This is a genomic window from Streptomyces antarcticus (assembly GCF_026627255.1).
GTDB lineage: Bacteria > Actinomycetota > Actinomycetes > Streptomycetales > Streptomycetaceae > Streptomyces > Streptomyces antarcticus.
Genome location: NZ_JAPNLM010000004.1, coordinates 270,137 through 295,742 on the forward strand (window position 1 = coordinate 270,137; position 25,606 = coordinate 295,742).

Here is a 25,606-nt window from a genome sequence, read left to right on the forward strand (position 1 = left end):
GTCCGCCGCCCCGGCCCCGGAACGCGCGAGAGGGGCGGCCGGAGCTCGTGAAGCTCCGGCCGCCCCTCCGTGCGTCCTGTGCGTCCGGCCTTCCGGGGAGGGTCAGGCGTCCTTCTGCTCGGCCTTCGCCGCGCGCTCCGCGTTCTTCTCCTTGATGCGGACCGTCTCCTTGCGGACATCGGCCTGCGTGGCGCGCTCCTTCTCCAGCCACTCGGGACCCTCGGTCTTCAGGGCCTCGATCTGCTCGGTGGTGAGGGCCTCGGTGACCCCGCCGCGGGCGAGGCCCGCGATGGAGACGCCCAGCTTCGCGGCGACCACGGGCCGGGGGTGCGGGCCGTTGCGCCGCAGGTCCTGCAGCCACTGGGGCGGGTCGGACTGCAGCGCACCCAGCTCGGTGCGCGAGACGACACCCTCCTGGAACTCTGCGGGGGTGGCCTCGAGGTACACGCCCAGCTTCTTCGCCGCGGTCGCGGGCTTCATCGTCTGGGGGCTCTGGTGCGACGTCATGGAGTCAAGAGTATCGAGCGTGTGCGGTACCTCTGACCACGCCGGGTAATCTGGCCGGGTGACAGGCTCGGAAGTAACCCAATCGTTCCGGCTCGCCTACGTTCCGGGCGTGACACCCACCAAATGGGTCCGGATCTGGAACGAGCGGCTGCCCGACGTCCCGCTGACCCTCGTCGCGGTGGCGGTCGACGAGGCCTTCGGCGTCCTTCGGGCGGGCGGCGCCGACGCCGGGTTCGTACGGCTGCCCGTCGACCGCGAGGACCTCAGTGCCATCCCGCTCTACACCGAGACCACGGTCGTGGTGATCCCGAAGGACCACGTCATCGCGGCGGTCGAGCAGGTGTCCGCCGCCGATCTGGCCGACGAGCTGGTGCTGCACCCCCTGGACGACACCCTGGACTGGGAGAACCCGCCGGGACGCCCCGCGATCGAGCGCCCCGAGACCACCGAGGACGCCGTCGAGCTGGTGGCGGCGGGCGTGGGCGTACTGGTCGTCCCGCAGTCGCTCGCCAGGCTGCACCACCGCCGGGACCTCACCTACCGGCCGGTCTCGGACGTTCCGGAGTCGCGCGTCGGGCTGTCGTGGCCGCAGGAGGAAACCACCGACCTGGTGGAGGAGTTCATCGGGATCGTCCGCGGGCGGACCGTCAACAGCACCCGCGGCCGCCCGCCGACGCCGCCGCAGCCGAAGGGCAAGCGCGCCGCGGCGGGCGGCGCCCAGGGCAAGGCGGCCGGCGGCAGGACCTCGGGGGGCGGCAAGGCGACGGCCGGCAAGTCGGCCGGCGGCCGGTCCGGGAAGCCGGCCGGCAAGAACGCCCGGGGCGGTTCCGGCGGCGCGGGCGCGGCCAAGGGCGGGGCCAAGCGGGGCAAGCCCCGCGGCCGGTCGTAGACCACGGGATTCCGTACACGCGTAATTCCGCACACGCGTACGGACGGGTGCGGGGCGGGTTCCGGACGGCCGGGGCCCGCCCCGCACCCGTCGGTACGCGCACGGCGGGGTCCGCGGCCGTGCGCGTACGGACACGGCGGGGTCCGCGGCCGGGGTCAGCCCGCCCAGCGGCCGGTCAGGAACGTGACGGCCACGATCACGCCGACCGGTGCGACCACGTACACGTACGCCGCCTGCACCCGTGGACGGCGCAGGCTCCACCCGGCCAGCGCGATCCACAGCGGCCACCACAGGAGGGTGGAGCGGGGGACCGACGTGAACCAGTACGAGGTCCCCAGCGCCCACAGGGTCAGGGCCGTGTAGAGCGCCTCGGGCAGCCGGCGCCCCCGCACCAGTACGACCAGCAGCACGAGGCCGGTCACCATCGCGAGCAGTTCGGCCTGCCACATCACCGCGTACCCGGTGGCCTGGGTGCGCTGGAAGGCGGCCTCCCACGTGTGGGACCAGGCTTCCCAGGGCGTGTGGAAGTCCCGGTACCAGCCGCGTTCCTGGGCGTGCTTCCAGGCCATCCAGTCCCCGGTACGGGCCGACAGGAACCAGGCGTACAGCACCGGGGCGAGCGCGGGCAGGAGCAGCCAGGGGGCGGAGCGCCAGGCGGCCCGGCCCTTCGCGGTCAGGACGAAGTGGAGGACGAGCGCGGCCGCCAGGAAGAGCCCGGTGACCCGGACCGAGCAGGCCAGGCAGGTCAGCACCGCGGCGGCCCGCCAGTTCCCGCGCTGCGCCGCGAGCCAGGCGGGCAGGGCCAGGGCCAGGAACAGCGCCTCCGTGTACCCGGCGGCGAGGAACACCGCGCAGGGCGAGAGCAGGAAGAACATCACCGTACGGCGGCCCGCGTCCAGGTCGCGCAGCTGGTGGCGGGCGATCCGCGCGAGGGCCAGGACGGCCGCGCCCCCGGCGACGAAGGAGATCAGCACCCCGGCCGTGGTCCAGTGGGGTACGACCGTGTGCACGGCGCGCAGGGTGAGGGGGAAGCCGGGGAAGAACGCCTCCCGGTTGTCCCAGCCCGCCGTCCAGGGGCCGGCGCCGCCCGGGAAGTAGCCGTCCCTGGCTATCGACGGGTAGTGCTGCCAGTCCCACTGCTGCCAGGGCGCGAGCAGCGGGGCCGGCTCGCGGCTCTCGCCGCTGGAGGGGAACAGCCAGCGCACGGCCCAGGCGGTGATCCAGAGTCCGGTGCGGGTCAGCGCGTACAGCCACAGCACCTCGCGGTCGGCGGGGTCCAGCCGCGGGACGCGGCGGCCCACCGGCCGTCCGCCCAGGGCGGGGGCGGGCGCGACCCCGACGGGCCGGGGCGGTGCGGAAACGGACATGGGGATCTCCTGATCGGCTGAGGGCGCGCCGGACCGCCGACCGGGGGTGCGCGGGCGCTGTGGTGGTGCGGGTGCCTCCGGGGTTACCGGGGCCGATGGGGCTATCAGGGTTGCGGGGAGTGCACCGGGTTACCGGGTGACGTGGTTCGAGGGGGTCGAGGAGGGCTCCGTGTCCAGCGCGGTTCCGGTGGGCAGACCGGTTGACGTCGGATGCCGAGAAGCCTTGTGAGTGGCGTCACACGGTCCTCGGAGGGACACGCGGCCCTCCCGGTCCCGGACGCACCGGTGGGGCGTGCGGTCTTCACCGCACGCCCCACCGGTCCCGCTCTGCCGTCCCGGCTCCCGGCTCCCGGGGCCGGGGCCGGCGGCCGGCGGCCGCCGTCAGTGGATCAGGTCCGGCCGGCCGGGTCCTGGTCCTGGACCGCCTCGGGGGACTTGGCCGGAGACGGCACGGCCGCGGGCACGGGCGCCGGGGGCGCGCGCCGCGCGGAGACCCAGGCGGCCACGGGCTCGGTGTAGCGCGCGGTCAGCGGACCGACCACCACCAGGATGAGGACGTACGCGGTGGCGAGGGGGCCCAGCGCCGGTTCGATGCCCGCCGTGACGGCGAGCCCCGCGATGACGATGGAGAACTCGCCGCGGGCGACCAGCGTGCCGCCGGCCCGCCAGCGCCCCTTGACCCCGATCCCGGCCCGCTTCGCGGCCCAGTACCCGGTCGCGATCTTCGTACCCGCGGTGACCACGGCGAGCGCGAGCGCCGGCAACAGGACGGGCGGGATGCTGGCCGGGTCGGTGTGCAGGCCGAAGAAGACGAAGAACACGGCGGCGAACAGGTCGCGCAGCGGGCTGAGCAGTGTGTGCGTGCCCTCGGCGACCTCCCCGGAGAGGGCGATGCCGACCAGGAACGCGCCGACCGCGGCGGACACCTGGAGCTGCTGTGCGACGCCGGCCACCAGCAGGGTCAGGCCGAGCACGACGAGCAGGAGCTTCTCGGGGTCGTCGCTGGAGACGAACCGGGAGATCAGCCGCCCGTACCGGACCGCCACGAAGAGCACGGCGCCCGCGACACCGAGCGCGATGGCCAGGGTGAGGCTGCCCGCGGCCAGGCTCACACCGGCGAGCAGCGCGGTGATGATCGGCAGGTAGACGGCCATGGCCAGGTCCTCGAGGACCAGGATGCTGAGGATCACCGGGGTCTCGCGGTTGCCGACGCGGCCGAGGTCCCCCATGACCTTGGCGATGACGCCGGAGGACGAGATCCAGGTGACTCCGGCCAGGACCACGGCGGCGACCGGGCCCCAGCCCATCAGCAGCGCGGCCACCGCACCCGGTACGGCGTTCAGGGCGAAGTCGACCAGACCGGCCGGGTACTGGGTCTTGAGGTTCGACACCAGGTCGCTGGCGGTGTACTCCAGGCCCAGCATCAGCAGGAGCAGGATGACGCCGATCTCGGCGCCGATCGCGACGAACTCCTCACTGGCGCCCAGCGGCAGCAGCCCGCCCGTGCCGAACGCCAGACCGGCCAGCAGGTACAGGGGGATCGGGGAGAAGCGGAAGCGGCCGGCCAGTCGGCCCAGCAGACCCAGGCCGAGGATGATCGCGCCGAACTCGATGAGGAAGAGAGCAGAGTGCACAGGCGGTCACTCCCGTCCGAGTATCGTGGCCGCCGCGTCGACGCCCTCGCGGGTGCCGATCACGATGAGGGTGTCCCCGCCGGCGAGCCGGAAGTCCGGCGCGGGCGAGGGCCGGGCCTCGGCACGGCGCAGCACGGCCACCACCGAGACCCCGGTCTCGGTGCGCATCCGGGTCTCGCCCAGCACCCGTCCGTTCCAGTGCGAGTGCGCGGACAGCTCGATCCGTTCGGCGACCAGCCCGAGGTCGGTGGTGTGCAGGACGTTCGGGCTGTGGTGCGCCGGCATCAGCGCGTCGATCAGCGAGGCCGTCTCCGCGCCCGTCAGGTGCAGCGACTGGGCGCAGGCGTCGGGGTCGTCGGAGCGGTAGACGTTGACCGTCCGGGTTCCGTCCCGGTGCGCGACCACCGACATGTGCCGGTGTTCCCGGGTCGTGAGGTCGTACTGGACACCGATGCCGGGCAGCGGTGTGGTGCTCATCCGTGGAGCAGGCACAGCTCTGTCCCCCTCTTGATCTGTTCGACTTGTGGTGCGTCGCCGGGCCGGTACGCGGCGGGAACCGCCGCGGGCGCGGGTCCATGGTGTCATCCTGGAACGGGGAGGGGGTGTGGGTGCCGGCACGGATGGACAAGCCCGGGCCCGACCGGCAGGGTTGGCCGGCGGTCCTCCTGCTCCCCGGCCCCGTCACCGACTTGTGCCGCGTCGGGCCCGCTCGGCCCGCGGGCCCCGATCGGGTGGGTATCTGCCGGACCGCGGATGGGGCATGATCGGGGGATGTCTGATCGCATCATCGCCGCCTGTGACGGAGCGGCCAAGGGGAACCCGGGGCCCGCCGCCTGGGCCTGGGTCATCGCCGACGCGGAAGGCCGCCCCGAACGCTGGGAGGCCGGGCCGCTGGGCCGCGCCACGAACAACGTCGGGGAACTGACCGCCCTGCAGCGTCTCCTGGAAGCCGTGGTCCCGGGCGCCTCCGTGGAGGTGCGCATGGACTCCCAGTACGCCATGAAGGCCGTCACGCAGTGGCTTCCGGCCTGGAAGCGCAACGGGTGGAAGACGTCGTCGGGCCAGCCCGTCGCCAACCGCGAGCTCGTCGAGGCGATCGACCTGCTGCTCGGGGACCGAGACGTGACGTTCGTGTACGTGCCGGCCCACCGCGCGGACGGCGACCACCTGAACGCGATCGCGGACCAGGCCGCGAGCGCCGCCGCCGTCTCCCAGCAGGCCGCCGGGACCGCCCTCGGCGACGCGGACATGCCGCAACCCGCACCGGCCCGCAGCACGCCCTCGCGTGCCAAGGGGGCGCCGGCGCGCGCGAAGCCGTCGGCCGGGGCGTCGGCGGGGAGCGGACAACCGCGGTCGATCAAGGCCAAGTTCCCGGGAACCTGCCCGTGCGGGAAGACGTACGCGGCCGGTGAGCTGATCGCCAACAACGGCAAGCGCTGGGGCCACCCGGACTGCGCCGCCGCCAACGCGGTCGGCACGGCCGGGCCGGAGGCGTAGGGCCGCCCGCGCACCGCGCGGCCCGTAGCGCTTCCGTACGCTCACGGCCCGGCGGAGTCCCCCACCCCCGCGCCGGCCCGGGCGGCCGGGGCCCCCGGGAGGAAGGACACCTGGGCCGCGCCCGTCCGCGGGTGCACGCCGACTTCGGCCGCCACCCCGTACACGTCGGCCAGGAGCTCTGCCGTCAGCACTTCCCCGGGCGGTCCGGAGGCGGTCACCGCCCCGTCGCACAGGACGTAGAGCCGGTCGCAGTAGTACGCGGCGAGGTTCAGGTCGTGCAGGGCCACGAGGACCGTGGCGGGCAGCTGCCGCAGCAGCCCGAGCACCTCCAACTGGTGCCGGATGTCGAGGTGGTTGGTCGGTTCGTCGAGCACCAGCAGGGCGGGCTGCTGGGCCAGCGCACGCGCGATGAGCACGCGTTGGCGTTCGCCGCCGGAGAGCCGGTCGAAGGAGCGGTCGGCCAGTGCGGTCGCATCCACTGCGTCGAGGGCCCACGCGACGATCGAGGCGTCCTCGGCGCTGTCGCCGTCGAGCAGCCGCTTGTGCGGGGTGCGGCCCATCGAGACCACCTCCCGTACGGTCAGGTCGAAGTCGGCGCCCGCGTCCTGCACCACGGCGGCCACGGTGCGGGAGAGCCGCCGTACCGGCAGGGTCCAGGCGTCCGCGCCGTCCACGCGCACGCTGCCGGCGTCGGGCCGCAGCACGCGGTAGACCGTGCGCAGGAGGCTGGACTTGCCGCTGCCGTTGGGCCCGACCAGGCCGACCACCTCTCCGGGACGGGCGGTCAGCGACACGTCACGCACCAGGTGGTGTGCGCCGGCGGTGAGGGTGACTGCCTCGACGGTCAGTTCGGCGCCGCTCATGCCACTCCTCGGCTCGTGGCGCGGCGGGCGTCGCGGCGCATCATCCACAGGAAGAACGGCCCGCCGCAGAGCGCCGTCAGCACTCCCACGGGGATCTCCATGGGCGCGGCGACGGTCCGCGCCGCGATGTCGGCCCAGACCAGGAACACCGCGCCGGCGAGCGCGGCCGCCGGAAGCACACGGCGGTGGTCGCCGCCGACGAAGAGGCGCACGACGTGCGGCAGCATCAGCCCCACGAACCCGATGGGCCCCGCCGCGGCGACCAGGACACCGGTCACCAGCGACAGCAGGACGAACATCCGGCCCCGGAACCGGGCCACGTCCAGCCCCATGCTCGTCGCGGCCTCCTCGCCGGCCAGCAGCAGGTTCAGCGAGCGTGCCTGGACCAGGAGGACGGCGATGCCCAGGAGCAGGGCCGCGCCCGGCAGCCACAGGGTGTCCCACTGGACGCCGCCCAGTCCCCCCAGGGTCCAGGCCAGGACGGCCCGAGCCTCGTTGCCCCGGCCGGAGGTCAGCAGCAGCATGTTCGTCAACGCCGTGAGGACCGCTGCCATCGCCACGCCCGACAGCACCAGCCGTACCGAGGTGATGCGCCCGCCGGCGCGGGCCGTCGAATAGACCAGCAGCAGCGTCAGCAGCGCGCCGGCGAAGGCGGCGACCGACAGCGACAGCGGGCCGAACAGGCTCACGCCGAAGACGATCACCGCGACGGCGCCCAGGGAGGCCCCGGACGAGACTCCCAGCAGGTACGGCTCCGCGAGCGGGTTGCGGACCAAGGCCTGCATGGCGGTCCCGATCACGGCGAGCCCGGCGCCGGTCACCGCTCCGAGGAGCACCCGCGGGGCCCGTACGTCCAGCACGATCGTCTCCCGCGCCCGTGACCAGGCCGGCTCGGACCGGTCGGCGCCCAGCGCGTGCGTCACGATGCCCCACACGTCACCGGGCGGCACGTGCACCGACCCGATGGCCATGCCCGCGGTGGCGGAGGCCAGGAGCAGGCCGCCGAGGACCGTGAGGGTCACGACGAAGGACCAGCGCCGCGGCCGGTCCGCGCCGCGGACGTCGCGTCCGGCGGGGAGAGCGGGGGGAGCCGCTTTGGCGGGTGAGGGCGAGGCGGCGGTCACCGGAGCCGCTCGGGGTGCAGCCCGCGCGCCAGCTCCTCGACGGCGTACGGTGGCCTGACGCCGACCAGGGTCGAGGTCAGCGGCACCACCACGAACCGCTTGTTCTTGATCGCCGGTACGTCGGCGAGCGCGGGCTGGGAGAGGAGGAACTCCTTCTTCTGCTCGACGCTGCCGGTGCCCGCGTAGTCGTAGATGGCGATCACCTCCGGCTTCCGGTCGACGACCTGCTCCCAGGAGACGTCACCGAAGACATCGTCGAGGTCCGCGAAGACGTTCCGTCCGCCGGCGAGTTTGATGATCTCCGTGCCGAGGCCCTTGCCGCCCGCGGTGAACGCCGACTTGTCGCCGCTGTCGTAGACGAAGACTGGTACGACGGGTGCGTCCTTGACCGCTTCGGTGGTCCTGCTGACGCGTCCCCGGAGGTCGGCGACCAGCTTGTCGCCCCGTTCCGCGATGCCGAAGACGCCGGCGACGGTCCGGATCTCGTCGTAGGTGTCCTCCATGGTCACCTGCTTCTTCCCGCAGTATTCGCGGTTCAGGTAGGTGTTGATGCCGGCGTCGCCGAACGCCTTGCGGGAGCGGCCCTCCTTCTCGGCGAACGCGCTGCCGTAGCCGCCGTAGACGAAGTCGGGATCGGCGTCGAGGACGGCCTCGAAGGAGGGTTCCTTCTCCGCCAGCTCCGGAACGGCCTCGAAGTCCTTCTTCAACTCGGGCAGGACGGCCGAGTCGGGGAACGCGGTGCCGACCATCCGGTCCTTCAGCCCGAGCGACAGCATCAGTTCGGCGGGGTGCTGGTGGATGGTGACGACGCGGGCGGGCGCCTTGTCGTACGTGGTCCGCGTGCCGCAGTTGTCGACCGTGACGGGGAACCCCTGCGCCGGCGCGCCGGACGAGCCCGGAGTGCCGGACGGTTGCGCGGTGTCGGGACCGTCCTTCGGCGTACCGCAGCCGGTCAGTACGGCGGTGGACAGGGCCAGGGCCGCGGCGGCCGCGCGCAGGGCGCGGCGGCGCCGGGCGGACGGGGGAGAGAAAGGGGGGCGGGGCATGACGTCGTACACGTAGAGCCTCCTGCGGAGTCCGCGCTCCTCGGATCGGGCCCGCGACAGGCCAGTGTCCTGACTCCCGGGTCCTCGTCCCCCTGCCCTGCCGCGACGGGCGCGGCAGCTCGCACAAGGGGGGTACTCCCCGGTCACAGTGGCGGGACCGTGCCGGAATCGCACCGGCTTCCTGTCTCCCGTCGCGGTGATGACCAGGTGATATTACGTTCCGTCGGCCCGGCGGCACAAAGGGTATGCCGCGGAGCACCGCGCACCCCGCCCGCCCCTGCCCCGGTGTCCGCGTCAGCGGGGGCCGGAGGGAGCGCAGGGCACGCACGTGGTGGCGGTCGGGCGTGCCTCCATGCGCTCCGCCGGGATCGGTTCGCCGCACCTCTCGCACCGCCCGTAGTCCCCGCGGACGAGCCGTTCCTGTGCCTGGTCGACGTCGTCCAGGTGTTCTCGCGCTCGGGCCAGCAGGGCGGCGACGTGGGCCCGCTCGAAGGCGGTGCTCGAACCCTCGGGGTCGTGCTCGTCGTCCACCGCCACCAGGGCGTTCGCCGCGACGATCCCGTCGAAGTCGCGGATCAGCGCCGCGGTCCGCGCGAGGGTGTCGGCGCGGTCCGCGGCCAGCCGCGCGCGGGCGGACGCGTATCCGTACCGAGAGGGCTCACCACGGGCCGAATCGTCCATGTGTGCGATAACGCCGCCGCCCGTGCGCGCATTCCCCGGCGTACGCGCGTCGCGGACGTGAGCCCTATCCGTCGTCGGAGGCGGGGAGGTCCCCGGCGGCGCCGGGAGCGGTGTCGTCCCGTTCCTGGGTCCTGTCCTGCCCGGGGTGCAGGGCCAGCATGTCCAGGAGCGCGGCCAGGCCGTCGCGCCCGCTGGTGTGGGACGCGACCGCCCGGCGGGCCCGCTCGCGCCGGCCGTCGGCGCCGTCGGGCAGGGCGTCCGCGCACGGCGCCCGGCCGGTGACCGCCGCCCCGGCGGCGCCGGACCGCCCGGCGTACGACCGCGGCTCCCCGGCGGTCGCGCACACGGCGACGCCGCCCGCGGTCCGGCCGTGGGGCCCGCCGCGGGCAACGGCGGCCCGGGTCCACTTCCGCAGGCGGGGGCCGAGTTCTGACGGCCGGGGCAGGGAGCGGACGGCTCCCCGCGCCGCCCGCCGGGGCGCGGACAGGTCCTCCGCCCAGCGCCGCCCAGGGCTGATCCGTGCGTTCGCCATCGCGCCCCGCCTCCCTACTTGCCGACCTGTTCCGGATCGAGGTCCTTGAGGGGGTGCCGGCGTCCCTCGAGGATATTCTTGGCGTCCTCGTCGAGGAGCTCGTTCTTATCGCTCGCGGCGAACGCGTCCTCATCGCTCGTGGCGAGCGCGTCGCGGTTCTGCCCGGCGACGCCGGTGTCGTCGGTGTCGTCCATGTCGGCGGGGCCTTCGGGGCCGCGCCGAGCGGACTGGCGGTCGTCTGCCATGAAGCTCTCCTCCTCGTTCGCACCCGGCCCTGACCGGCGGCGGCCAGGTGCCCGGATGTCGTACCGCGGGTCCCGTGGAGTGTGCCCACGCGAGGACGAGCAAAGCACGCCCGCGGGCCGCTCCCCCAATTTGGCAGGTGGCGGGCCGAACGGGTGCGCGTGAATGAGTCTCCGGGTGCGGGGCAGGCGGAGCTCGAGCGGAACACGTAATCCGCCGCGCACGGCATCGAATCACGGCATGGAATGGGGAAAAGGGAAGGGCGGCGGGGAAATCCCCGGCGTCACCCGGTTTACCGGCGGAATTTGTTCTCGAGGACGCCCCGAGTTCCACCGGGACCGGCACTTCGGAAACACCGGGCACCACGAGGAGCCGATCCCTTGCCACGGCACTCGCGCTCCCTTCTGCGGTCGCCCCGCCTGACCTGGCAGGGGTCGGTCCGGCGAGGTTCCGCGACCCGGATCGGGTAGGCGAGTGACGATCGATACGCACACGTACAGGAGTGGTGGTCGGATTGACGGGAATCGACGTGGTGTACGCATGCGCGGGGCTGGGAGCCCTCTGCGCGGCGGTGCTGCCGACGGCTCTGGCGAAACGGCCCGTGTCCCTGCCCATGGTGTTCCTCGCCGCCGGATTCCTGGTGTTCCTGCTGCCGCTGGACGTGCTCCCGGAGCTCGACCCCGTCCGGCACCGGGGTGTGGTGGAGCACCTCACGGAGGCCTGTGTCGTGGTGGCGCTGATGGGTGCGGGGCTGGCCATCAACCGGCCGCCGGGCCTGCGGGCCTGGTCGACTACGTGGCGGCTGCTGGGTCTGGCCATGCCGCTCACCATCCTGCTCACGGCGGCCGCCGCGGGGTGGCTCCTGGGATGGCCTCCGGCCGTCGCGCTGCTGGTGGCCGCCGCTCTCGCGCCCACGGACCCGGTCCTGGCCGCCGAAGTGCGCGTGGGTGAGCCGACCGACGAGAAGGACGACGAGGACGAGGTCCGCTTCGCGCTGACCAGCGAGGCCGGCCTCAACGACGGACTCGCCTTCCCCTTCGTCCTGGCCGCCATCGCCCTCACGGCGTCCTCCGCGACCGGCTGGTCCACGGAGGGGCTCTGGCATTGGGCCTGGAGCGACGTACTCGTACGCAGCACGGTGGGGCTGCTGGTGGGGGTGGTCGTCGGCCGACTGCTCGGCTGGATGTTCTTCCAGGCCTCCTGGAAGGCGCTGCGGCTCTCCGAACACCGCGAGGGCTTCGTCGCCCTCGCCGCGACCTTCACCGCGTACGGGCTGACCGAGCTGCTCCACGGCTACGGGTTCCTCGCCGTGTTCGTGGCCGCCTGCACGATCCGCGGCGCCGAACGCGACCACGGCTACCACCGCGTCATGCACGCCTTCACCGACCAGATAGAGCGGCTCCTCACCGCGGTCGTCCTCTTCCTCGTCGGCGGCTTCATCGCCGACGGCGGCCTCGCGGCCCTGACCTGGCGCGGAGCCCTCCTGGGACTGCTGCTCTTCCTGGTGATCCGCCCGGCCGTGGGATGGGCCGTCCAGGCGCGGGGCGCGGCCACGGGCAGGGAACGGGCCGCCATCGCCGTCTTCGGCATCCGGGGCATCGGCTCCTTCTTCTACCTGGCGTACGCGCTGGGCGAGGCGGACTTCGCGGCCCCGGCGCGGGAGTTGTGGGCCGTGGTCACCTTCACCGTGCTGCTCTCGGTACTCCTGCACGGTGTCGCGGCCACCCCCGTCACGGCACGGCTCGACGACGCGGAGGGCTCTGGCGGCGACCCGGCCCCGGGGCGGGCGGGCTGAGGGAATTCCGGGTGATCGTCCGTAAGGCTCCGTTGTCAGTGGCTCCCCATAGTGTGGATACATCACTCGGGGAGCCGTGGAGAAGGAGCAGGAACATGTCCGCAAAAAGAATCCAGCACAAGGTGAATCACGTCGCGCTGGTCGTGGACGCTTCGGGTTCCATGCGCCCGCACGAGAGCCAACTCATTCGCGTCGTGGACGAGTTCGTGGCTGGTTTGAAAGCGGAGTCGGACAAGCTCGGTCATGAGACCCGGATCAGCCTCTACTCTTTCGACCACAGGGTGGAAAACCTCGTCTGGGACATGGACGTGAAGCACCTGCCGTCCATGCGGGGCCTGTACAAGGTCAACAACGGCGCCACCGCCCTCATCGAAGCCTCGCTGAAATCCCTGGACGACCTGGACCACATCTGGGAGGAGTACGGCGAGCACAGTTTCCTCCAGATCGTGGTGACGGACGGCGAGGAGAACGCCTCCGGAGGCTCTAGGCGGCACGACGGCGACATGACGGTCCTCGGCCCCTGGCTCGACAGGATCGCGGCACGGATGGGGGCACTCCCGGACCACTGGACTTCCGCGATCCTCGTCCCGAACTCCCTGGCGAAGCGAACCGCCCAGAACTACGGTTTCCCGGCCGGAAACATCGCCATATGGGACGCGGATTCCCAGGAGGGGGTGAAGGAGGCGATCGGCACGGTGCGCGCCGCCGCCACCAGCTTCCTGCGCGGCCGCGAGAAGGGTGTGCGCGGTACGAAGAACCTGTTCGCGGTCGGCCAGGACCTGTCGATCGACGACGTGCGGGCGAACCTCGAGCCGGTCCCGGCCGACAAGTACCGGCTCCTGAAGGTCGACACGGAAACGGAGATACGGTCCTTCGTCGACTCGCATCCGGGCGTCACGTACGAACGCGGCTCGTGCTACTACCAGTTGGGCACCCGCGTGCAGGTGCAGCCGGACAAGGAAGTCATCGTGGTGGAGAAGGACACCGACCGCGCGTACACGGGGGACGCGGCACGCAGTCTTCTGTTCGGCACGGGCGTCCGGGGGACCGTCTCGGTGAAGGCGGGGAGCAATCCCCAGCTGGAGGTCTACGTCCAGAGCCGTTCGGTCAACCGGAAGCTGAAGCCGAAGACGCGTCTGCTCATCATGCTCTGAGACGTACGGGAAGGTGTTTCGAACCGTGCCGGTAGCGGGCGCGGGTTCGGGGTAGTCGCTCGCCATGGAATCGATGAGGCCCGCCCCCCTTGCCCCGCGCGCCGTCCGGCAGCTGCGCCGCATCCGCACCGTGTACGCCGCGGGACTCGTCCTCTGGGCGGCGGGAGCCGCCTGGGAGGGCGGGCAGCATCCGGGAAGCCGCCGGATGTGGGTCTCCCTCATGCTCCTGGCCGTGTTCGGCGGCCTGCTGTCCTTCACCGTCGCGTCGCTCTGGCGCCATCGGGTGGCGCTGCGGCTGCGCGTGGCGGCCCGCCGTGCCCGCTCCGGGGCGCGGCCGGCCAAGGTCGCGGCCGCCCGGTCCGCCGGCGGTCGCACAACTGCTGCCGGCTGACGGGAAGTACGGCGTCCGCGGCCGTGGAACGGGCTCGGGAACAAGCTCGGGAACAAGCTCGGGAACAAGCTCGGGAACGGGCTCGGGAACGGGCTTCGTACCGGCTAAGGCGGCGTACCGAGGGCAGACGCGCACCATGAATGCCTTGAGTCGCTGGGAGGACGCAGTCGAGCGCTGGCAGGACGCGCTCATGGACCGGATCCGCCACCGCGAGCCCGTCGAACTGGTCCAGGCGCTGCAGCGCGAGTGCGACGAGCGGGCCGTGGTGTGCAGCCGCTGCCGCGTGATCGCGCCCAACGCCTACGAGATCGACCTGCCCCCGGACGTCTACCGGAAGATCGCCCGGCACGCCCGGAGAATCGGGCTGCAGCTCACCGATGCGCTCGTACGACACGGGGAAAACCACGGCTACGAATGGGCCGGGCCCCTGGCGGTCCGGCTCCGGCCCGCGGAGCTCGAGCCCGGCTCCCGGTACCGGATCTCCAGCGCGCCCATGCCGCACATCAGGGCGACCGCGTTCCCCGACTGATCCGTCGGCCGGCTCGCAAAGGAGAGCCGGGCGGCCGACGCGTCTGAGGGCGCTGGGGCGGGGTAGTCGCCTGACGACAGCATGACCGAAGAAGGAGGACGAGATGGCAGACCACGAGAAGGCCCCCCGCCACCCGCGGACCACACCGTCCGAGGCCGTGGGCGAGAGCGGCGACCGCGAGGCCCGCGAGCAGGCGGACGACGCCGTCGTACGGCGCTCGCCGACGAGCGAGGGCGACGAGGATGCCGGGGGCAGCTCGGCCAAGCGACAGGGGCCAGGCGTCGGACGCGAGGAGCAGGCCCGCCCGGACACGTCACAGCGGTCGGACTCCGGGGGCCGCTGACAGCGCGGAGTACCCGCTCCCGCCCTTCCCTTCCCCGGCCGGGCCCCGTCCCGGTCAGCCCGGGCGCGGCGATTCGGCGCCGTCGGCGGGGGTAGGCGGGCCCCGGCACCGAGCCCGCGTCCGGCGGGCCGGGCCCAGCGAACGGAGTGATCCGAAATGCGTACCGCAGCGGCCAGGGCCATGGGCGTGGCCACCCTCGGATACGGCGTGGCGGTCGCCTGTAGCCCCCGCGTTCTCGCCCGCCCCTGCGGGCTGCCCGAGCACGGTTCCTCCGCGCTGCTGATCCGGGCGCTGGGAGTCCGGGACGCGGTCATCGGCGCCGCGATGGTGACGGTCCCCGCGGGCGCCGCGCTGCGTACGGCCGTACTGTGCCGGGTCGCGGTCGACGCGGGGGACGCCCTGCTCTTCGGTACCTTCCTGGCCCGGCGTTCCGAGCGCGCCAAGGCGGCCTCGGCGGCCCTGGCCTGGGCGGCACTGTGCGGGTGGACCCTGACCGACGGCGGCCGCGAAACCGCGCCGCTCGTACAGGACGCGGCGAACGTCGCCGTACGCGCCGCCCAGTCCGCGACCCGCGCGGAACTCTGACGGCCGGCCCGGGACGCCGGACCGTGAGCGGATCTGACGCACGTCACGCCGGGTCTCCGGTGCCGCGGGCGCACGCCGAGAGCCGTGTCCGCCGTCCTCCTGCCGGCCTCCGCCAACGGCGCATCCCCTGGCGGCACACCGGTCGGCCCCTACGCCCACGCCTCCGAGCGCGCGGGCGGAAGCGATCTGCGCCGCCGGCTCCGGCCCGTCTGAGGGGCACCGCCACCGCCGACGCGTAGCGGTACTGGCAGTTCCTCGCGCGGTCGACGGATGGCCCGCGTCACCCGCGCTCGCTCCCGTGCACGCCCGGTTCACCGCCGCCTCCGCCGCGAGCGGCGAGGACCGTCACCCGGCACTGGTGCCATAAGGGCGCGCGACCTGGAGTTCGGCCTCTTCAGGCGGCGCGCCGGTGCAGGCGACGAGGGGCGGCCGGTCGGCCGGTCGGCCCCTGGCAGAATCCGTCCCACACCCCCTCGACCAACGGCAGCAGGAGCAGCAGGCATGGAACGACGCGTGGTGGACCGCCCCGAGAAGTCCCGTTACGAGATCCTCGCCGGCGAGGACGGCACCGAGACGGCGGGCTTCGCCGACTACTCCCTCTCCGGGGGCGGGATCGCCTTCACCCACACCGAGACCGACCCGCGCTTCGCCGGTCGCGGCCTGGGCGGGCTCCTCGCCCGCGGCGCCCTCGACGACGCCCGGGCGCGGAGCCTGGACGTCCTGCCGTACTGCCCGTTCATCCGAGGGTGGATCGGCAAGCACCCGGAGTACGCGGACCTGGTGCCCGAGGCGCGCCGCGCGGAGTTCGGCCTCTGAGCGGCTCCCGGCCGATCCGGCCCGTCGAGGACTCGGGCGACCGCTTCGTCCCCGCGGGAACGAGATCCCCGTCGTCTGGAAGCGTCCCGGCAGCCCTCCGGTGCGCCGGGCGTCCCGTACACGCCGCGGCACCTGCCGGCGGTTGCCCCGGCCCGACCGGACGCCCCCGGCCGTGATCCGGCCCGTGCCGCACCGACCCGTTCCCGCATGAGTGACCGTGCGAGGGGGCAGGGGCGGTACTGCACGAGACGTAAGACCGATTGGGGCGATGTGCGAAGCGTGGGCGTGGAAGAGGAACTGTTGCTGGTGGACGCCCGCAGTGGCGAGCCGCTGGCCCTGTCGGGGGTCGTGCTGGCGGCCGCGGACCGGTCCGCCGGACACCTGCCGGGCAGGGGTGGGGCGCCTGCCCACACCTTCGAGAAGGAGTTGCACGAGGAGCAGCTGGAGTTCGCCACCAAGCCGGTGACGGAGATGGGCGAGCTCCTGGAGGAGATCACCCGGTGGCGGGCGGAGGCTGCCCGGCACGCGGCGTCCGCCGGGGCGCTGGTGGCCGCCCTCGGCACCTCCCCGCTGCCCGTCCGGCCGTCGATGAGCGCGGGCAGGCGCTACGAGTGGGTGGGCGAGCAGTTCGGCCTGACCGCGCAGGAACAGCTGACCTGCGGCTGTCACGTTCACGTGTCGGTGGAGTCGGACGAGGAAGGCGTCGCGGTCCTGGACCGGATCCGCCCCTGGCTGCCCGTGCTGACGGCGATGAGCGCGAACTCGCCGTTCTGGCAGGGCCAGGACAGCGGCTACGGCAGCTACCGCAGCCGGGTCTGGAACCGGCTGCCGTCAGCCGGAGCCACGGATGTCTTCGGGTCCGCCGACCGCTATCACGAGCAGGTCCGCGCCATGGTCGACACCGGCGTGCTGCGCGACGAGGGCATGATCTGGTTCGACGCCCGGCTGTCCGCCGCCTACCCGACGGTGGAGGTCAGGGTCGCGGACGTGTGCCTCGAGGCGTTCACTCCGGTCCTGCTGGCGGCCCTGGTACGCGGCCTGGTCGAGACCGCCGCCCGCGAGTGGCGGGACGGGCGGCCACCGGCCGCGATCAGCACGAGCCTGCTGCGGCTGGCCTCGTGGCGGGCCGGCCGCTCGGGCCTGGACGGCCCGCTCCTGCACCCGCGCACGATGCGGGAGACCTCTCCCGCCGGAGCCGTCGAGGCGCTCTACGCCCACGTCCGCGAAGCCCTGGCCGACCACGGCGACGACGAACGCGTCCGGGAGGGCATCGCCCGCCTCATGGAGCGCGGCAACGGGGCACGCGTCCAGCGCGAACTGCTGCGTACCGAAGGGGACCTCGAGGCCGTGGTCACGCGGTGCGCGCGGCTCACGACGCCACCGGCCGGCTGACGGAGCCCCGGAGAGGGGCCGGTCACCGCCGCGGAGCCCCCGCGCGCCGAACGCGGCTTGGTGCGCACCCACGGACGCGCCCGCGCGGGGGCCGGGAATCTCATGGTTCCACCCAGTGGGTCTGCGGAGCCAGCCCCGGATACGTTCGCCACGTTCCGGGCCGGCGCGTACGCCGCACAGGCCGCACAGGCCGCACACGCCGCTCGCGCTCCGCGCGTCCCGCGCGTCCCGCGACGCCGCGACCGTACTGGCCCGGTTCACGGCCTGGAAAGGCGACCTGCCCGCCGACGGCCTCGCGTACGTCACCTCGCGCAGGACCACCGAGGAACTCGGCCTGACCGCCCCGGAGGCCAGGTCTCTGCTCGGCACACCGGGCGCGACCGTGTACCCGCGGCGGGCGGCTCCGCTGTGGCGGCTGGCGTAGGGCTCGCCCCGTACGCCCCCGTACGCCCGAACGCCCGGCCGCCCGTGATGCGGCCGTCACCCACACGAGGGTTCGGCGCCGCGATCCGGCGGGCACGGCTACGGTCGTGAACCGGCGGGCGCTCGAACCAGTCGGGGAGCACCGCCTGTGAGGCGACGGACGGCCCCGAACCGTCCGTCGCCCCCCGTGGCCCCGGCGCCGAACCGGGGCCACGCGCAGCCGTGGCCGTCCGGTCCCGCATACGGGTGATCTCCGGACCGTGCCCGTCACGAAGATGCGGGTGGATTGTCATACGGGTATGACGACTTCGCGCACGATGTCCCGGCTGTCGGCCCGGGAGACCGCCCAGAACGCCCTTCCCGCGCCGGGTGAACGACGCAGGCTCCGCGAACTGTGGGGCCTCACCCCGCAGCAGGTGGCCGTCGCCTTCGGCGTGCGGGCGGCCACCGTCCGCTCCTGGGAGTCGGGGCGGAGCGAGCCGACGGGACAACGCCGCGACGCCTACCGGCGCTTCCTCCAGGGCCTCGCCCAGCGCGCCGACCTCGGGCCCCGGCCCGCCGCCCCGCCGGCGGCCTCCCTGCCTGTCGCTGCTCCGCCTGCCGCTGCTCCGCCCGCCGCCGCCCCGCCTGCCGTGGCCCGGCCCGCCGCCGTGCTGCCCGCCAGCCGCAGCCCCCGGTCCGACGTGCCGCCGTGCCCCGGCTCCCCGGCCGCCGGGGCACCGGCGAGCGCGCCCGCGCAGGGGGCCCCGCGGACCGGATGCCGCCGGTGGCGGGCGGGACGCCGGCGTGCGGGTGGCTGCCCCGGGTGGGCGCGGTCGCCGCGACCTTCGCGGGGTGGGTCCTGGTCCTCGTACTGCTGGACGCGTACCTGCCGGGCGCCGCGGGCTGAACCGCCGGGCGGCGCGGCTCACACGATCCCGGTCACGATGACGTGTACCGGGATCGTCCGCGCCGCGTCCGGGTACGACGTGCGGCACCGCCTCCCGGACGGCACGCGTCACGTCGAGGGCGCGGTACCCGCGCAGCAGGACGACGTGGACGTCGACGGCCGCCGCCCGGTCACCGGAAGCGGCGCTGATCTTGACTCCCGACGCGTGGCGGGGCGCGGACGCCGCGTGTCCCGGGCTTGCCGCCGTCGCCGCGGCGACGGCGGAGCGCAGGCGCGCGCCGAGCGCGGGCCGCAGGAACGCCACGCCCCGTACGCCGAGCACGGCCTCGCCGATCACGGCCGGGGACGGCGACGGTCCGCCGCTGTTCGCCTTCGTCATCGCGGGTCCTCATCGGGGGATTCGTGGTGGAGGTCGGTGACGACCACGTCGACGGAGGTGATCCGCATGCCCAGCTCCTGCCGGGCGGCCTCCCCGATCTGACGGCGGATCCGGTCCGCGGTCCGTTGCAGGTCGCGGGCCGCGCCGACGGTGACCTCGATCCGTACCCGGGCCGGTGTCCGGGGCCGGGTTCGGGGCCGACGCGGCAGCTTCCCGCCCCGACGCCCGGGACGCGCTCGGCCGCGGCGCGGAAGGCGCGGGCGGCGACGGCCTCGTGGTCCAGGCGTCCTCGTCCGCGTCGCCCAGTGCGAGGGTACGGCCGGGCCGCAGTTCGAGGCGTACGACGTCCATGACGTCCGAGGCGAGCCGGGACGCGTCCGCCTGCCAGTCGGTACCGGTCTCCTCGCCGTCGCGGCGCACGACGTCGCGCAGCCGTGCGAGATCCGCGAGGGCGGGGGCACAGTGCGGGCAGTCGGCCGTGTGCGGGTCGGCGGCGCCCCGCGGGCCCTGCTGCCACCGGTCCCACAGGGTCGCGAGATCCCTGCCGCAGGGCAGGAGTCCGTCGTCCCCGGTGTCCGGGGCGTACTCGGGTTCGTCCATCGCCATGCGCCCATCGCCTCCGTCAGACAGCGCCGAGCACGAAAGACTCTGGCCCGTACGGCTTCCTGGCTGATTCCGGCCATCTCCGCGATCGTCTCGTACGGCATCGTCTCGATCTCCCGCAGGACCCAGCAGGCGCGCTGTTCCGGCGAGAGGAGGGCCATCGCCTCTCCCAGCGCGCGGACCGCGGCCTGGGACTCCGCCGCGCGTGCGGGGGAGTTCAGGTGATCGGGCGCGGGCTGCTCGGGCACCTCGTCGAGGTCGGCCACGGGCCGCCGGGAGCGCAGTGTGTTCACACAGCGGTTGGTCACGATCCGGTGCATCCAGGGCCGCCGCACCGTGCGGCGGCTGCCGCTGCCCGCGCCGGGAACCGCACTGGACTCCGGCGCCCTCACGGCCGCGGTGACCGGCCGCCTCCGCGCACTGCCCGGAGTCCGCGCCGCCCGCACCACCCTGCACGGGACGAAGGCGCACCCCTGCCTCAGGATCCGCGTGGTCCTGGATGACACAGCGTCACCCGACCGGCTCCTGGCCGTCCTGTCCGGGACGGTCCTGCCGGAGGCCCGTACCGTCATGGCCCCGCAACCCCTGGCGGCGGAAGTGCGCTTCACGGCAGGCGGCCGGCGGTCCATGCGCGCGGGCGGGAGTTCACCGCCCCCGCGTGCGGTGCGATGAGCCCACCTGTCGCCTTCGATCGGCCATTGGAGTGGCGCGCCGTTTCTCGTGACGTTCCGTGACGTTGAACCGGCCGACGCGTCCTTCCCGGCGCGTCTTCCAAAGATCCATTGGAGTAGTCATGCGCATGCGCTCTGCCCTCACCGTCTCCGTCCTGGCCGCGGGCGTCCTGCTCGGAGGCGCCGGCGCCTCCCTGGCCAACGAGGGTGTCGAGGGCGAGGCCTTCTCCGGCGGGCACTCGAGCTTCGCGTTCACCTGCTCGTCGGCGGCCGCCGTTCCGGCGCGGTTCGGTCCCGTCTGGACCTCGACGTGCTCCGGCGAGGGCGAGCGGGACTACGCGGAGTTCGGTCACTTCGTCGGCCGTGGCTGACACCCGGACAGCACCGCAGGGGCAGCCGACGCGACCGCGTCGGCTGCCCCTGCGGCGTTTGCGCCTGTCCGGGCCCGCTAGCCGGTACCCGCCCGGGTCGAGACGGTGACGTGGTCGACCCGCATCGGACGGCCCGGTTCGGTCGCGGGCCCCACGGTCGCACCGTCGGCCTCCGGGAGCTTGCCGCCCATGGCCACGTTGAGGATGAGGAACACCCCGTGGTCCACGGCCCGCTTCCAGGTTCCGGCGTCCATCCGGTCCCCGGACACCCGGTGGTACACGCGTCCGTCCAGGTACCAGCGCACCTCCTCCGCGCCGGGTGTGCGGTCGACCTCGACGGCGTACGAGTGGAACGCCGTGCGGCAGCCCGGGCACGGCTGCGGGCCCGAGGTCAGGCCCACCGGCTCCGCGCACGGGCCGCCGTCGAGGACGCCGCAGTGCATGGAGCCGAAGACGGTGTCCCGCCCGTTCACCGACTCCATGACGTCGAGTTCCCCGACACCCGGCCAGCCCGTGTACCCGTCGCGCAGCGGCGCCCCCAGCGTCCAGAACGCCGGCCAGTAGCCCGCGGCCGCGGCCCCGGTGACGTCGGGCAGCGCGATCGAGGCCTCGATGCGCAGCGTCCCTCCGGGGGGCGCGGCGAAGTCCGAGCGCTTCGTCTCGATGCGCCCCGAACTCCACGCGCCGTCCTTCCGGGTGGGGACGATCTCCAGGGCGCCCTTCCCGTCGAGCCGCACGTTGTCGGTGGAGTCGGTCATGGTCTCGATCTCGCCGGTGCCCCACTGCGGCGCGGGGCAGCCCGGGTAGCAGGTGCCGGTGTCGTGGATCCAGTCGGCGGGGGACGGGGCGCTGCCCGCCGGACCGTCGAAGTCGTCCCGCAGCAGCCGGGTCCACCCGTCTGCGGCGGCCGTTCCGGACGTGCCGGGCGTGGGCGTCGCGGCCGGGGACCGCGCCGGGAGGGCGCCGGACTCCGTGAGCAGCCGCTCCAGCCGGGGCGTCAGGACGACCGCCGCCACGTTGGTCAGGTGGGCGTCGTCCCGGTAGAGCAGGATCCGGTCCACCACGGCCGGGCAGGTCGGGCCGTCGCCCGGGCACAGCACCGGGTTCACGCTGATGCTCCGTACGCCGGGCAGCGCGCCGGACGCGATGCGCGGGGCCAGCGGATCGGGCTGCCGGGAGTCCGCGCGGCTGAACGCGCAGGCGTCGGGGGAGTCGGGGCTGCCGGACACGCACGCCGGGACGTCCGTACCCGGAACCGGGGTGTCCTCGATGTAGACGATCGGTGCCCCCAGGGCCCGCAGCTGCTCCAGGGTCTTCTCCCAGCCCTCGGCCAGGAGCTTCGCGTCGGCGGTGTACCGGTTCAGCGAGGCGATCACGATGAGCCGGGGCTTCGGCTGCTGCCGCAGCCGCTCCAGGGCGTCCGCCCGCCAGGTGTCGCACTCCCGGTAGGCGCGTCCGAGCTGGGGGCTGTGCACCTCCAGCCGGGCCAGCGGGCAGCCCTGCTTCACCAGCTCCTGCAGGGCCCAGCCCCGCTCGGCGGCCAGCGCCAGCATCGGGGAGAACCACTGGCCGGCGTGCGAGTCGCCGAGCAGCACGATCCGGTCGGGGCTGTTCACCGCGCCGAACAGGCAGTCGGGGCTGCTGGTCACGGCCGGGGCGACCTCGCACGGCGCGTCCGGCGGGAAGTCCTTGCGCGCCTGGACGGGACTGGGCACCACGGGGCCGTCCGCCAGTGGCGCACCGGCAGTTCGGGCCAGCAGGGTGGGGCCGGAGGCGGCGCCCGGGGGCAGGCCCTTCATGTCGCCCGGGGTGGCCGGTCCGAGCAGGTGCAGCGTCGTACTGCCGACGACCAGCGCGAGCACGACCGGCAGCACGATGGCCGAGACGCCCACCGACAGGCCGCGCCGGGGGAGTTCGGAGACCGTACGGCTGCGCCGCAGCGGCTGCTCGACCCAGCGCATGGTGGCGAGGGCGGGCAGGACGGCCGCGAGCGTCAGCCCGGTCTTCGCGGGCCAGCCGAGCGCCCCGAAGCGGGCCTCGGCCAGGACGAGCACCGGCCAGTGCCACAGGTAGAGGTTGTAGGAGAGCCGCCCGAGCGCACGGGGCGCCCGGCCCGCCAGCAGCCGCCCGACGCCGTACGCGCCCTGGACGTCGCGCTCGCCCCGGCCGGGTATCGCGGCGAGGATGACGGCGGCGGTGGCCAGGGTCGGCACGAGTGCCGCGAGGCCGGGGTACGGGGTGGAGGCGTCGTACGACACCACGCACCAGCCGATCGCCGCGGCGCCGGCCCAGCCGCAGAGCAGCCGCAGCGGACGCGGGCCGCGCATCAGGTGCCAGGGCAGCAGCGCGAGGAGCGCACCGACGCCGAACTGCCAGACCCGCGAGGGCGTTCCGAGGTACGCGAGCGACACGGAGTGGCCCGTCCAGTACAGGGACAGGGCGAACGAGCCGAGGACCAGCGGCGCCGCGACGAGCGCCACGGCGGAGCGCACGGCCCGGCCGCGCCGGACCGCCCTGGCCGCGCAGAGCACGATCACCGCCAGCAGCGGGGCCCAGAACAGGTAGAACTGCTCCTCGACGGCGAGGGACCAGAAGTGCAGCAGCGGGCTCTGGCCGTGGCCGGCGGCGAGGTAGTCGGTCTGCTGGGAGACGAACCGCCAGTTCGCGGCGGACAGCGCGGCCGCGACGACGTCGTACTCCAGGTCGGCGCGGCGCAGGGGCACGGTCAGCCAGGCTCCGGCCACCGCCACCGCGCCGAGCACCACGGCCGCGGACGGCAGCAGCCGGCGGGCGCGCCGGGAGAAGAAGTCGCCGAGCCGGATCCGGCCGGTGGTGACCGCTTCCCGGACCAGCAGCCCGGTGATCAGGTAGCCGGAGATGACGAAGAAGACGTCCACGCCGACGAAACCGCCCGCCGTACCGGGTATCCCGGCGTGGAAGGCGAGGACCGCGAGGACGGCGACCGCGCGCAGCCCCTCGATGTCGGGGCGGAATGCGGACCGGTGCGGGCTGGGTCCGGACTCGCCGCCGGAGCGGGATCCGGACGCCGGAGGGCCGGGCGGCTGGGCGGCGCGCCCCCGCAGGGGACGCGGGCCGGGAGCCACGGGGAACGGCATGGTGATGGAGCCTTTCAACTCAGCCACGGGAGCATCGGGTTGACCCACCCGGATGCCAGCAGGCCGGTGAGCAGGAGGACCGCCGAGGCGGCGAGGGTCTCGGGCCAGCGGCGGGGGAGCATGCCGGTACGGGAACGCAGGGCCGCCCGTACGCGGGTGCGCAGGGGTTCGGCGGCCGGGTGCCGGACCGCGAGGGCCGCCGCGCGGCGGGCCCGTGCGGCGGGGCGCAGTTCGGCCGTCAGGTCCCGGATCAGCGGGACGTTGATCTGGCACTGCACCAGGAGGTAGAGGAGCAGGCCCCAGTTGGGCTCCCAGCCGTTGCGGGCCACGGCCAGCGCGAGGCCCGCGGCGGCCGCGCCGTTGGAGAGGACGAGCCAGACCAGGGAGACGGCCACCACCCGGCGCGCCATTCCGCCGGGAGCCGCCGCGCTCCGTGCGCCGGTGGGCACCCAGGCGGCGCTGCGGCCCCGGAGCGTGTGCAGGAACGCGGTGGCGGCGGCCACGCTCGTCAGGACGTTCGCCCGGATCACCTCCACGCGCCAGCGGGTCCGGCTGATCCGGGGCAGCAGCACGTGCCAGAGCCACAGCGGGGCCAGCAGCGGCAGCACGTGCCAGGGCCGGATGTGGTCGGGGTACCAGAACATCATCACCAGCGGCGGCAGCGGCGCGGCGAAGGTGTTCACCGCCGTGGTCAGGTATCCGACGATGCCCTCGTAGAAGCACAGCCGCATCCGCCAGGGCGCGCGCATGCGCTTGAGGACGGGCGTGCCGAGCAGGTGGAGGTTGCCCATCGCCCACCGGTACTGCTGGTTCACGAAGGACGTGACCTCGTCGGGGGAGGTGCCCTTGGCCACCAGCACCGGTACGTACAGGGTGCGGAACCCCTGCTCGTGGAGGGCGAGTCCGGTGTACAGGTCCTCGCTGTGGTCGAGCCGGGCGAAGCCGCCGGCGAGGTCGATGGCGGTGCGCCGGTAGACGGCGTTGCTGCCGCAGCAGATGGCGGCGTCGCTGGCGTCCCTGGACGGCTGGATCCAGCGGAAGAACCATTCCTGGGCGGAGCCGGCGGCCCGCTGGATCCAGTCCATGGTCTCGTCGGTGTCGAAGCACTGCGGGCTCTGCACGATGCCGACGGCGGGGTCGGCCAGGTACGGGACGAGGTGGCGCAGGAAGTCCGGCCTCGGCGCGAAGTCCGCGTCCAGGATGGCGATGAACTCGGCGCCGCTGAGGGTGAGCGCGTGGTTCAGGTTGCCGGCCTTCTTCAGGTGGCCGCGGTCGGGGCGCACGACGTACGCGTAGCCGTACGAGGCGGCCAGCGCGGCGACTTCGGGACGGTCGGCGTCGTCGAGGATCCAGACGGTGAGCGCGCCGGGCCAGTCGACGGCCGCGACCGCGCGGTAGGCGTTGGCCAGCACGGGGAGGGGTTCGCCGCAAGTGGGCAGGTACAGGTCGACGGACGGCAGGTCGGCGGGCCTCCAGGCGTGCACGAGCACCTCGTGCGACTGCCGGGTCAGCCGGCGCTGGCGCAGGCTGTTGACGGAGGAGAGGGCGAGGGCCACGACGTTGAGGCCGAGGACGGCGAGGAAGGCCCACAGGGCCGGGGTCCGCAGCGCGAAGGTGAACATGGTCGCCGCCGTGAACACGAAGGCGAGCGAGGTACTGACCAGGACCCAGCGGCGTTGCGGGCCGAAGTACCAGTAGAGCTCTTCGTCGGATGGAGGTTGCGGAAGGTGATGCACGGTCATAAAGCCCCCCACGGCTGTGTATGT

General features: G+C 73.9%; 26 protein-coding genes, 1 pseudogene and 1 riboswitch. Of the genes and pseudogenes, 14 read left to right on the plus strand and 13 right to left on the minus strand.

Annotated elements, in window-relative coordinates:
* Nucleotides 1-102 precede the first annotated feature (102 nt).
* Nucleotides 103-507, minus strand: a complete 405-nt coding sequence (locus tag OTB16_RS09200; RefSeq protein WP_267719486.1) for a DUF5997 family protein — start codon at nt 505-507, stop codon at nt 103-105.
* A 58-nt stretch (nt 508-565) separates the two neighbouring features.
* Here OTB16_RS09200 and OTB16_RS09205 point away from each other — a divergent pair, with 58 nt between their 5' ends.
* Nucleotides 566-1,396: a LysR substrate-binding domain-containing protein gene (locus OTB16_RS09205; RefSeq protein ID WP_267719488.1), complete on the plus strand. Its 831-nt coding sequence runs from the start codon at nt 566-568 to the stop codon at nt 1,394-1,396.
* Nucleotides 1,397-1,551: 155 nt separating this feature from the next.
* On the opposite strand, the gene OTB16_RS09210 is transcribed toward OTB16_RS09205, so the two are convergent.
* The 3 genes from OTB16_RS09210 to OTB16_RS09220 form a co-directional block, all read right to left on the minus strand.
* Nucleotides 1,552-2,763, minus strand: a complete 1,212-nt coding sequence (locus tag OTB16_RS09210) for a mannosyltransferase family protein (protein ID WP_267719489.1) — start codon at nt 2,761-2,763, stop codon at nt 1,552-1,554.
* 389 nt (nt 2,764-3,152) lie between these two features.
* Nucleotides 3,153-4,397 (minus strand): cation:proton antiporter, encoded by a 1,245-nt coding sequence (locus OTB16_RS09215; RefSeq protein WP_267719490.1) that lies wholly within the window; start codon nt 4,395-4,397, stop codon nt 3,153-3,155.
* A 6-nt stretch (nt 4,398-4,403) separates the two neighbouring features.
* Nucleotides 4,404-4,889, minus strand: a complete 486-nt coding sequence (locus OTB16_RS09220) for a cation:proton antiporter regulatory subunit (RefSeq protein ID WP_476470162.1) — start codon at nt 4,887-4,889, stop codon at nt 4,404-4,406.
* Nucleotides 4,890-5,168: 279 nt separating this feature from the next.
* Here OTB16_RS09220 and OTB16_RS09225 point away from each other — a divergent pair, with 279 nt between their 5' ends.
* The gene (locus OTB16_RS09225; RefSeq protein WP_267719492.1) at nt 5,169-5,894 is read left to right on the plus strand and encodes a ribonuclease H family protein; all 726 of its coding nucleotides are present in this window, start codon (nt 5,169-5,171) and stop codon (nt 5,892-5,894) included.
* Nucleotides 5,895-5,935: 41 nt separating this feature from the next.
* On the opposite strand, the gene OTB16_RS09230 is transcribed toward OTB16_RS09225, so the two are convergent.
* The 6 genes from OTB16_RS09230 to OTB16_RS09255 all read right to left on the minus strand — a co-directional run bounded on the left by OTB16_RS09230 (nt 5,936) and on the right by OTB16_RS09255 (nt 10,385).
* On the minus strand, nt 5,936-6,757 hold the full coding sequence (locus OTB16_RS09230) for an ABC transporter ATP-binding protein (RefSeq protein ID WP_267719494.1): 822 nt from the start codon (nt 6,755-6,757) through the stop codon (nt 5,936-5,938).
* Nucleotides 6,754-7,881: a FecCD family ABC transporter permease gene (locus OTB16_RS09235; protein WP_267840813.1), complete on the minus strand. Its 1,128-nt coding sequence runs from the start codon at nt 7,879-7,881 to the stop codon at nt 6,754-6,756. The genes OTB16_RS09230 and OTB16_RS09235 overlap by 4 nt, the downstream gene beginning before the upstream one ends.
* Complete coding sequence (locus OTB16_RS09240; RefSeq protein WP_267719495.1) at nt 7,878-8,939, minus strand: ABC transporter substrate-binding protein; 1,062 nt, start codon at nt 8,937-8,939, stop codon at nt 7,878-7,880. Before OTB16_RS09240 ends, OTB16_RS09235 begins: the two co-directional genes overlap by 4 nt.
* Before the next feature lie 30 nt (nt 8,940-8,969).
* A riboswitch (cobalamin riboswitch) is annotated at nt 8,970-9,150 on the minus strand.
* Nucleotides 9,151-9,221: 71 nt separating this feature from the next.
* A complete protein-coding gene (locus OTB16_RS09245) occupies nt 9,222-9,608 on the minus strand; it encodes a TraR/DksA family transcriptional regulator (protein WP_267719496.1) in 387 nt (128 codons plus the stop codon).
* 64 nt (nt 9,609-9,672) lie between these two features.
* Entirely contained in the window at nt 9,673-10,140 is a 468-nt protein-coding gene (locus OTB16_RS09250; protein ID WP_267719497.1) for a hypothetical protein, read from the minus strand.
* 14 nt (nt 10,141-10,154) lie between these two features.
* A complete protein-coding gene (locus tag OTB16_RS09255; protein WP_267719498.1) occupies nt 10,155-10,385 on the minus strand; it encodes a hypothetical protein in 231 nt (76 codons plus the stop codon).
* Between the two features lie 512 nt (nt 10,386-10,897).
* Between OTB16_RS09255 and OTB16_RS09260 the strand changes: the two genes are divergently transcribed.
* The 10 genes from OTB16_RS09260 to OTB16_RS09305 all read left to right on the plus strand — a co-directional run bounded on the left by OTB16_RS09260 (nt 10,898) and on the right by OTB16_RS09305 (nt 18,700).
* Nucleotides 10,898-12,178, plus strand: a complete 1,281-nt coding sequence (locus OTB16_RS09260; protein WP_267719499.1) for a cation:proton antiporter — start codon at nt 10,898-10,900, stop codon at nt 12,176-12,178.
* Nucleotides 12,179-12,273: 95 nt separating this feature from the next.
* A complete protein-coding gene (locus tag OTB16_RS09265; RefSeq protein ID WP_267719500.1) occupies nt 12,274-13,332 on the plus strand; it encodes a vWA domain-containing protein in 1,059 nt (352 codons plus the stop codon).
* Nucleotides 13,333-13,396: 64 nt separating this feature from the next.
* Complete coding sequence (locus OTB16_RS09270; protein ID WP_267719501.1) at nt 13,397-13,723, plus strand: hypothetical protein; 327 nt, start codon at nt 13,397-13,399, stop codon at nt 13,721-13,723.
* Between the two features lie 136 nt (nt 13,724-13,859).
* Entirely contained in the window at nt 13,860-14,252 is a 393-nt protein-coding gene (locus tag OTB16_RS09275) for a DUF3662 domain-containing protein (protein ID WP_267719502.1), read from the plus strand.
* A 103-nt stretch (nt 14,253-14,355) separates the two neighbouring features.
* Nucleotides 14,356-14,595: a hypothetical protein gene (locus tag OTB16_RS09280; protein ID WP_267719503.1), complete on the plus strand. Its 240-nt coding sequence runs from the start codon at nt 14,356-14,358 to the stop codon at nt 14,593-14,595.
* Between the two features lie 156 nt (nt 14,596-14,751).
* Nucleotides 14,752-15,180, plus strand: coding sequence for a hypothetical protein (locus OTB16_RS09285; RefSeq protein WP_267719504.1), 429 nt, complete (start codon nt 14,752-14,754; stop codon nt 15,178-15,180).
* A 501-nt stretch (nt 15,181-15,681) separates the two neighbouring features.
* Complete coding sequence (locus tag OTB16_RS09290; RefSeq protein WP_267719505.1) at nt 15,682-15,996, plus strand: GNAT family N-acetyltransferase; 315 nt, start codon at nt 15,682-15,684, stop codon at nt 15,994-15,996.
* Nucleotides 15,997-16,266: 270 nt separating this feature from the next.
* On the plus strand, nt 16,267-17,388 hold the full coding sequence (locus OTB16_RS09295; RefSeq protein WP_267719506.1) for a glutamate--cysteine ligase: 1,122 nt from the start codon (nt 16,267-16,269) through the stop codon (nt 17,386-17,388).
* A 115-nt stretch (nt 17,389-17,503) separates the two neighbouring features.
* Nucleotides 17,504-17,812 carry a hypothetical protein gene (locus OTB16_RS09300; protein WP_267719507.1) on the plus strand — a complete coding sequence of 103 codons (309 nt, stop codon included), beginning with the start codon at nt 17,504-17,506 and terminating at the stop codon, nt 17,810-17,812.
* 690 nt (nt 17,813-18,502) lie between these two features.
* Nucleotides 18,503-18,700: a hypothetical protein gene (locus OTB16_RS09305; protein WP_267719508.1), complete on the plus strand. Its 198-nt coding sequence runs from the start codon at nt 18,503-18,505 to the stop codon at nt 18,698-18,700.
* A 978-nt stretch (nt 18,701-19,678) separates the two neighbouring features.
* Here OTB16_RS09305 and OTB16_RS09310 read toward each other — a convergent pair.
* A pseudogene (locus tag OTB16_RS09310) lies at nt 19,679-20,005 on the minus strand (RNA polymerase sigma factor); the annotation flags it as partial.
* On the opposite strand from OTB16_RS09310, the gene OTB16_RS09315 reads away from it, so the two are divergent.
* Nucleotides 19,968-20,354, plus strand: a complete 387-nt coding sequence (locus tag OTB16_RS09315) for a hypothetical protein (protein ID WP_267719649.1) — start codon at nt 19,968-19,970, stop codon at nt 20,352-20,354. The pseudogene OTB16_RS09310 and the gene OTB16_RS09315 overlap by 38 nt on opposite strands.
* A 121-nt stretch (nt 20,355-20,475) precedes the next feature.
* Nucleotides 20,476-20,724: a hypothetical protein gene (locus tag OTB16_RS09320; RefSeq protein ID WP_267719509.1), complete on the plus strand. Its 249-nt coding sequence runs from the start codon at nt 20,476-20,478 to the stop codon at nt 20,722-20,724.
* Between the two features lie 77 nt (nt 20,725-20,801).
* On the opposite strand, the gene OTB16_RS09325 is transcribed toward OTB16_RS09320, so the two are convergent.
* Nucleotides 20,802-23,840 carry an SGNH hydrolase domain-containing protein gene (locus OTB16_RS09325; RefSeq protein WP_267719636.1) on the minus strand — a complete coding sequence of 1,013 codons (3,039 nt, stop codon included), beginning with the start codon at nt 23,838-23,840 and terminating at the stop codon, nt 20,802-20,804.
* A 14-nt stretch (nt 23,841-23,854) separates the two neighbouring features.
* The gene (locus OTB16_RS09330) at nt 23,855-25,582 is read right to left on the minus strand and encodes a glycosyltransferase family 2 protein (RefSeq protein ID WP_267719510.1); all 1,728 of its coding nucleotides are present in this window, start codon (nt 25,580-25,582) and stop codon (nt 23,855-23,857) included.
* Nucleotides 25,583-25,606: the final 24 nt, after the last annotated feature.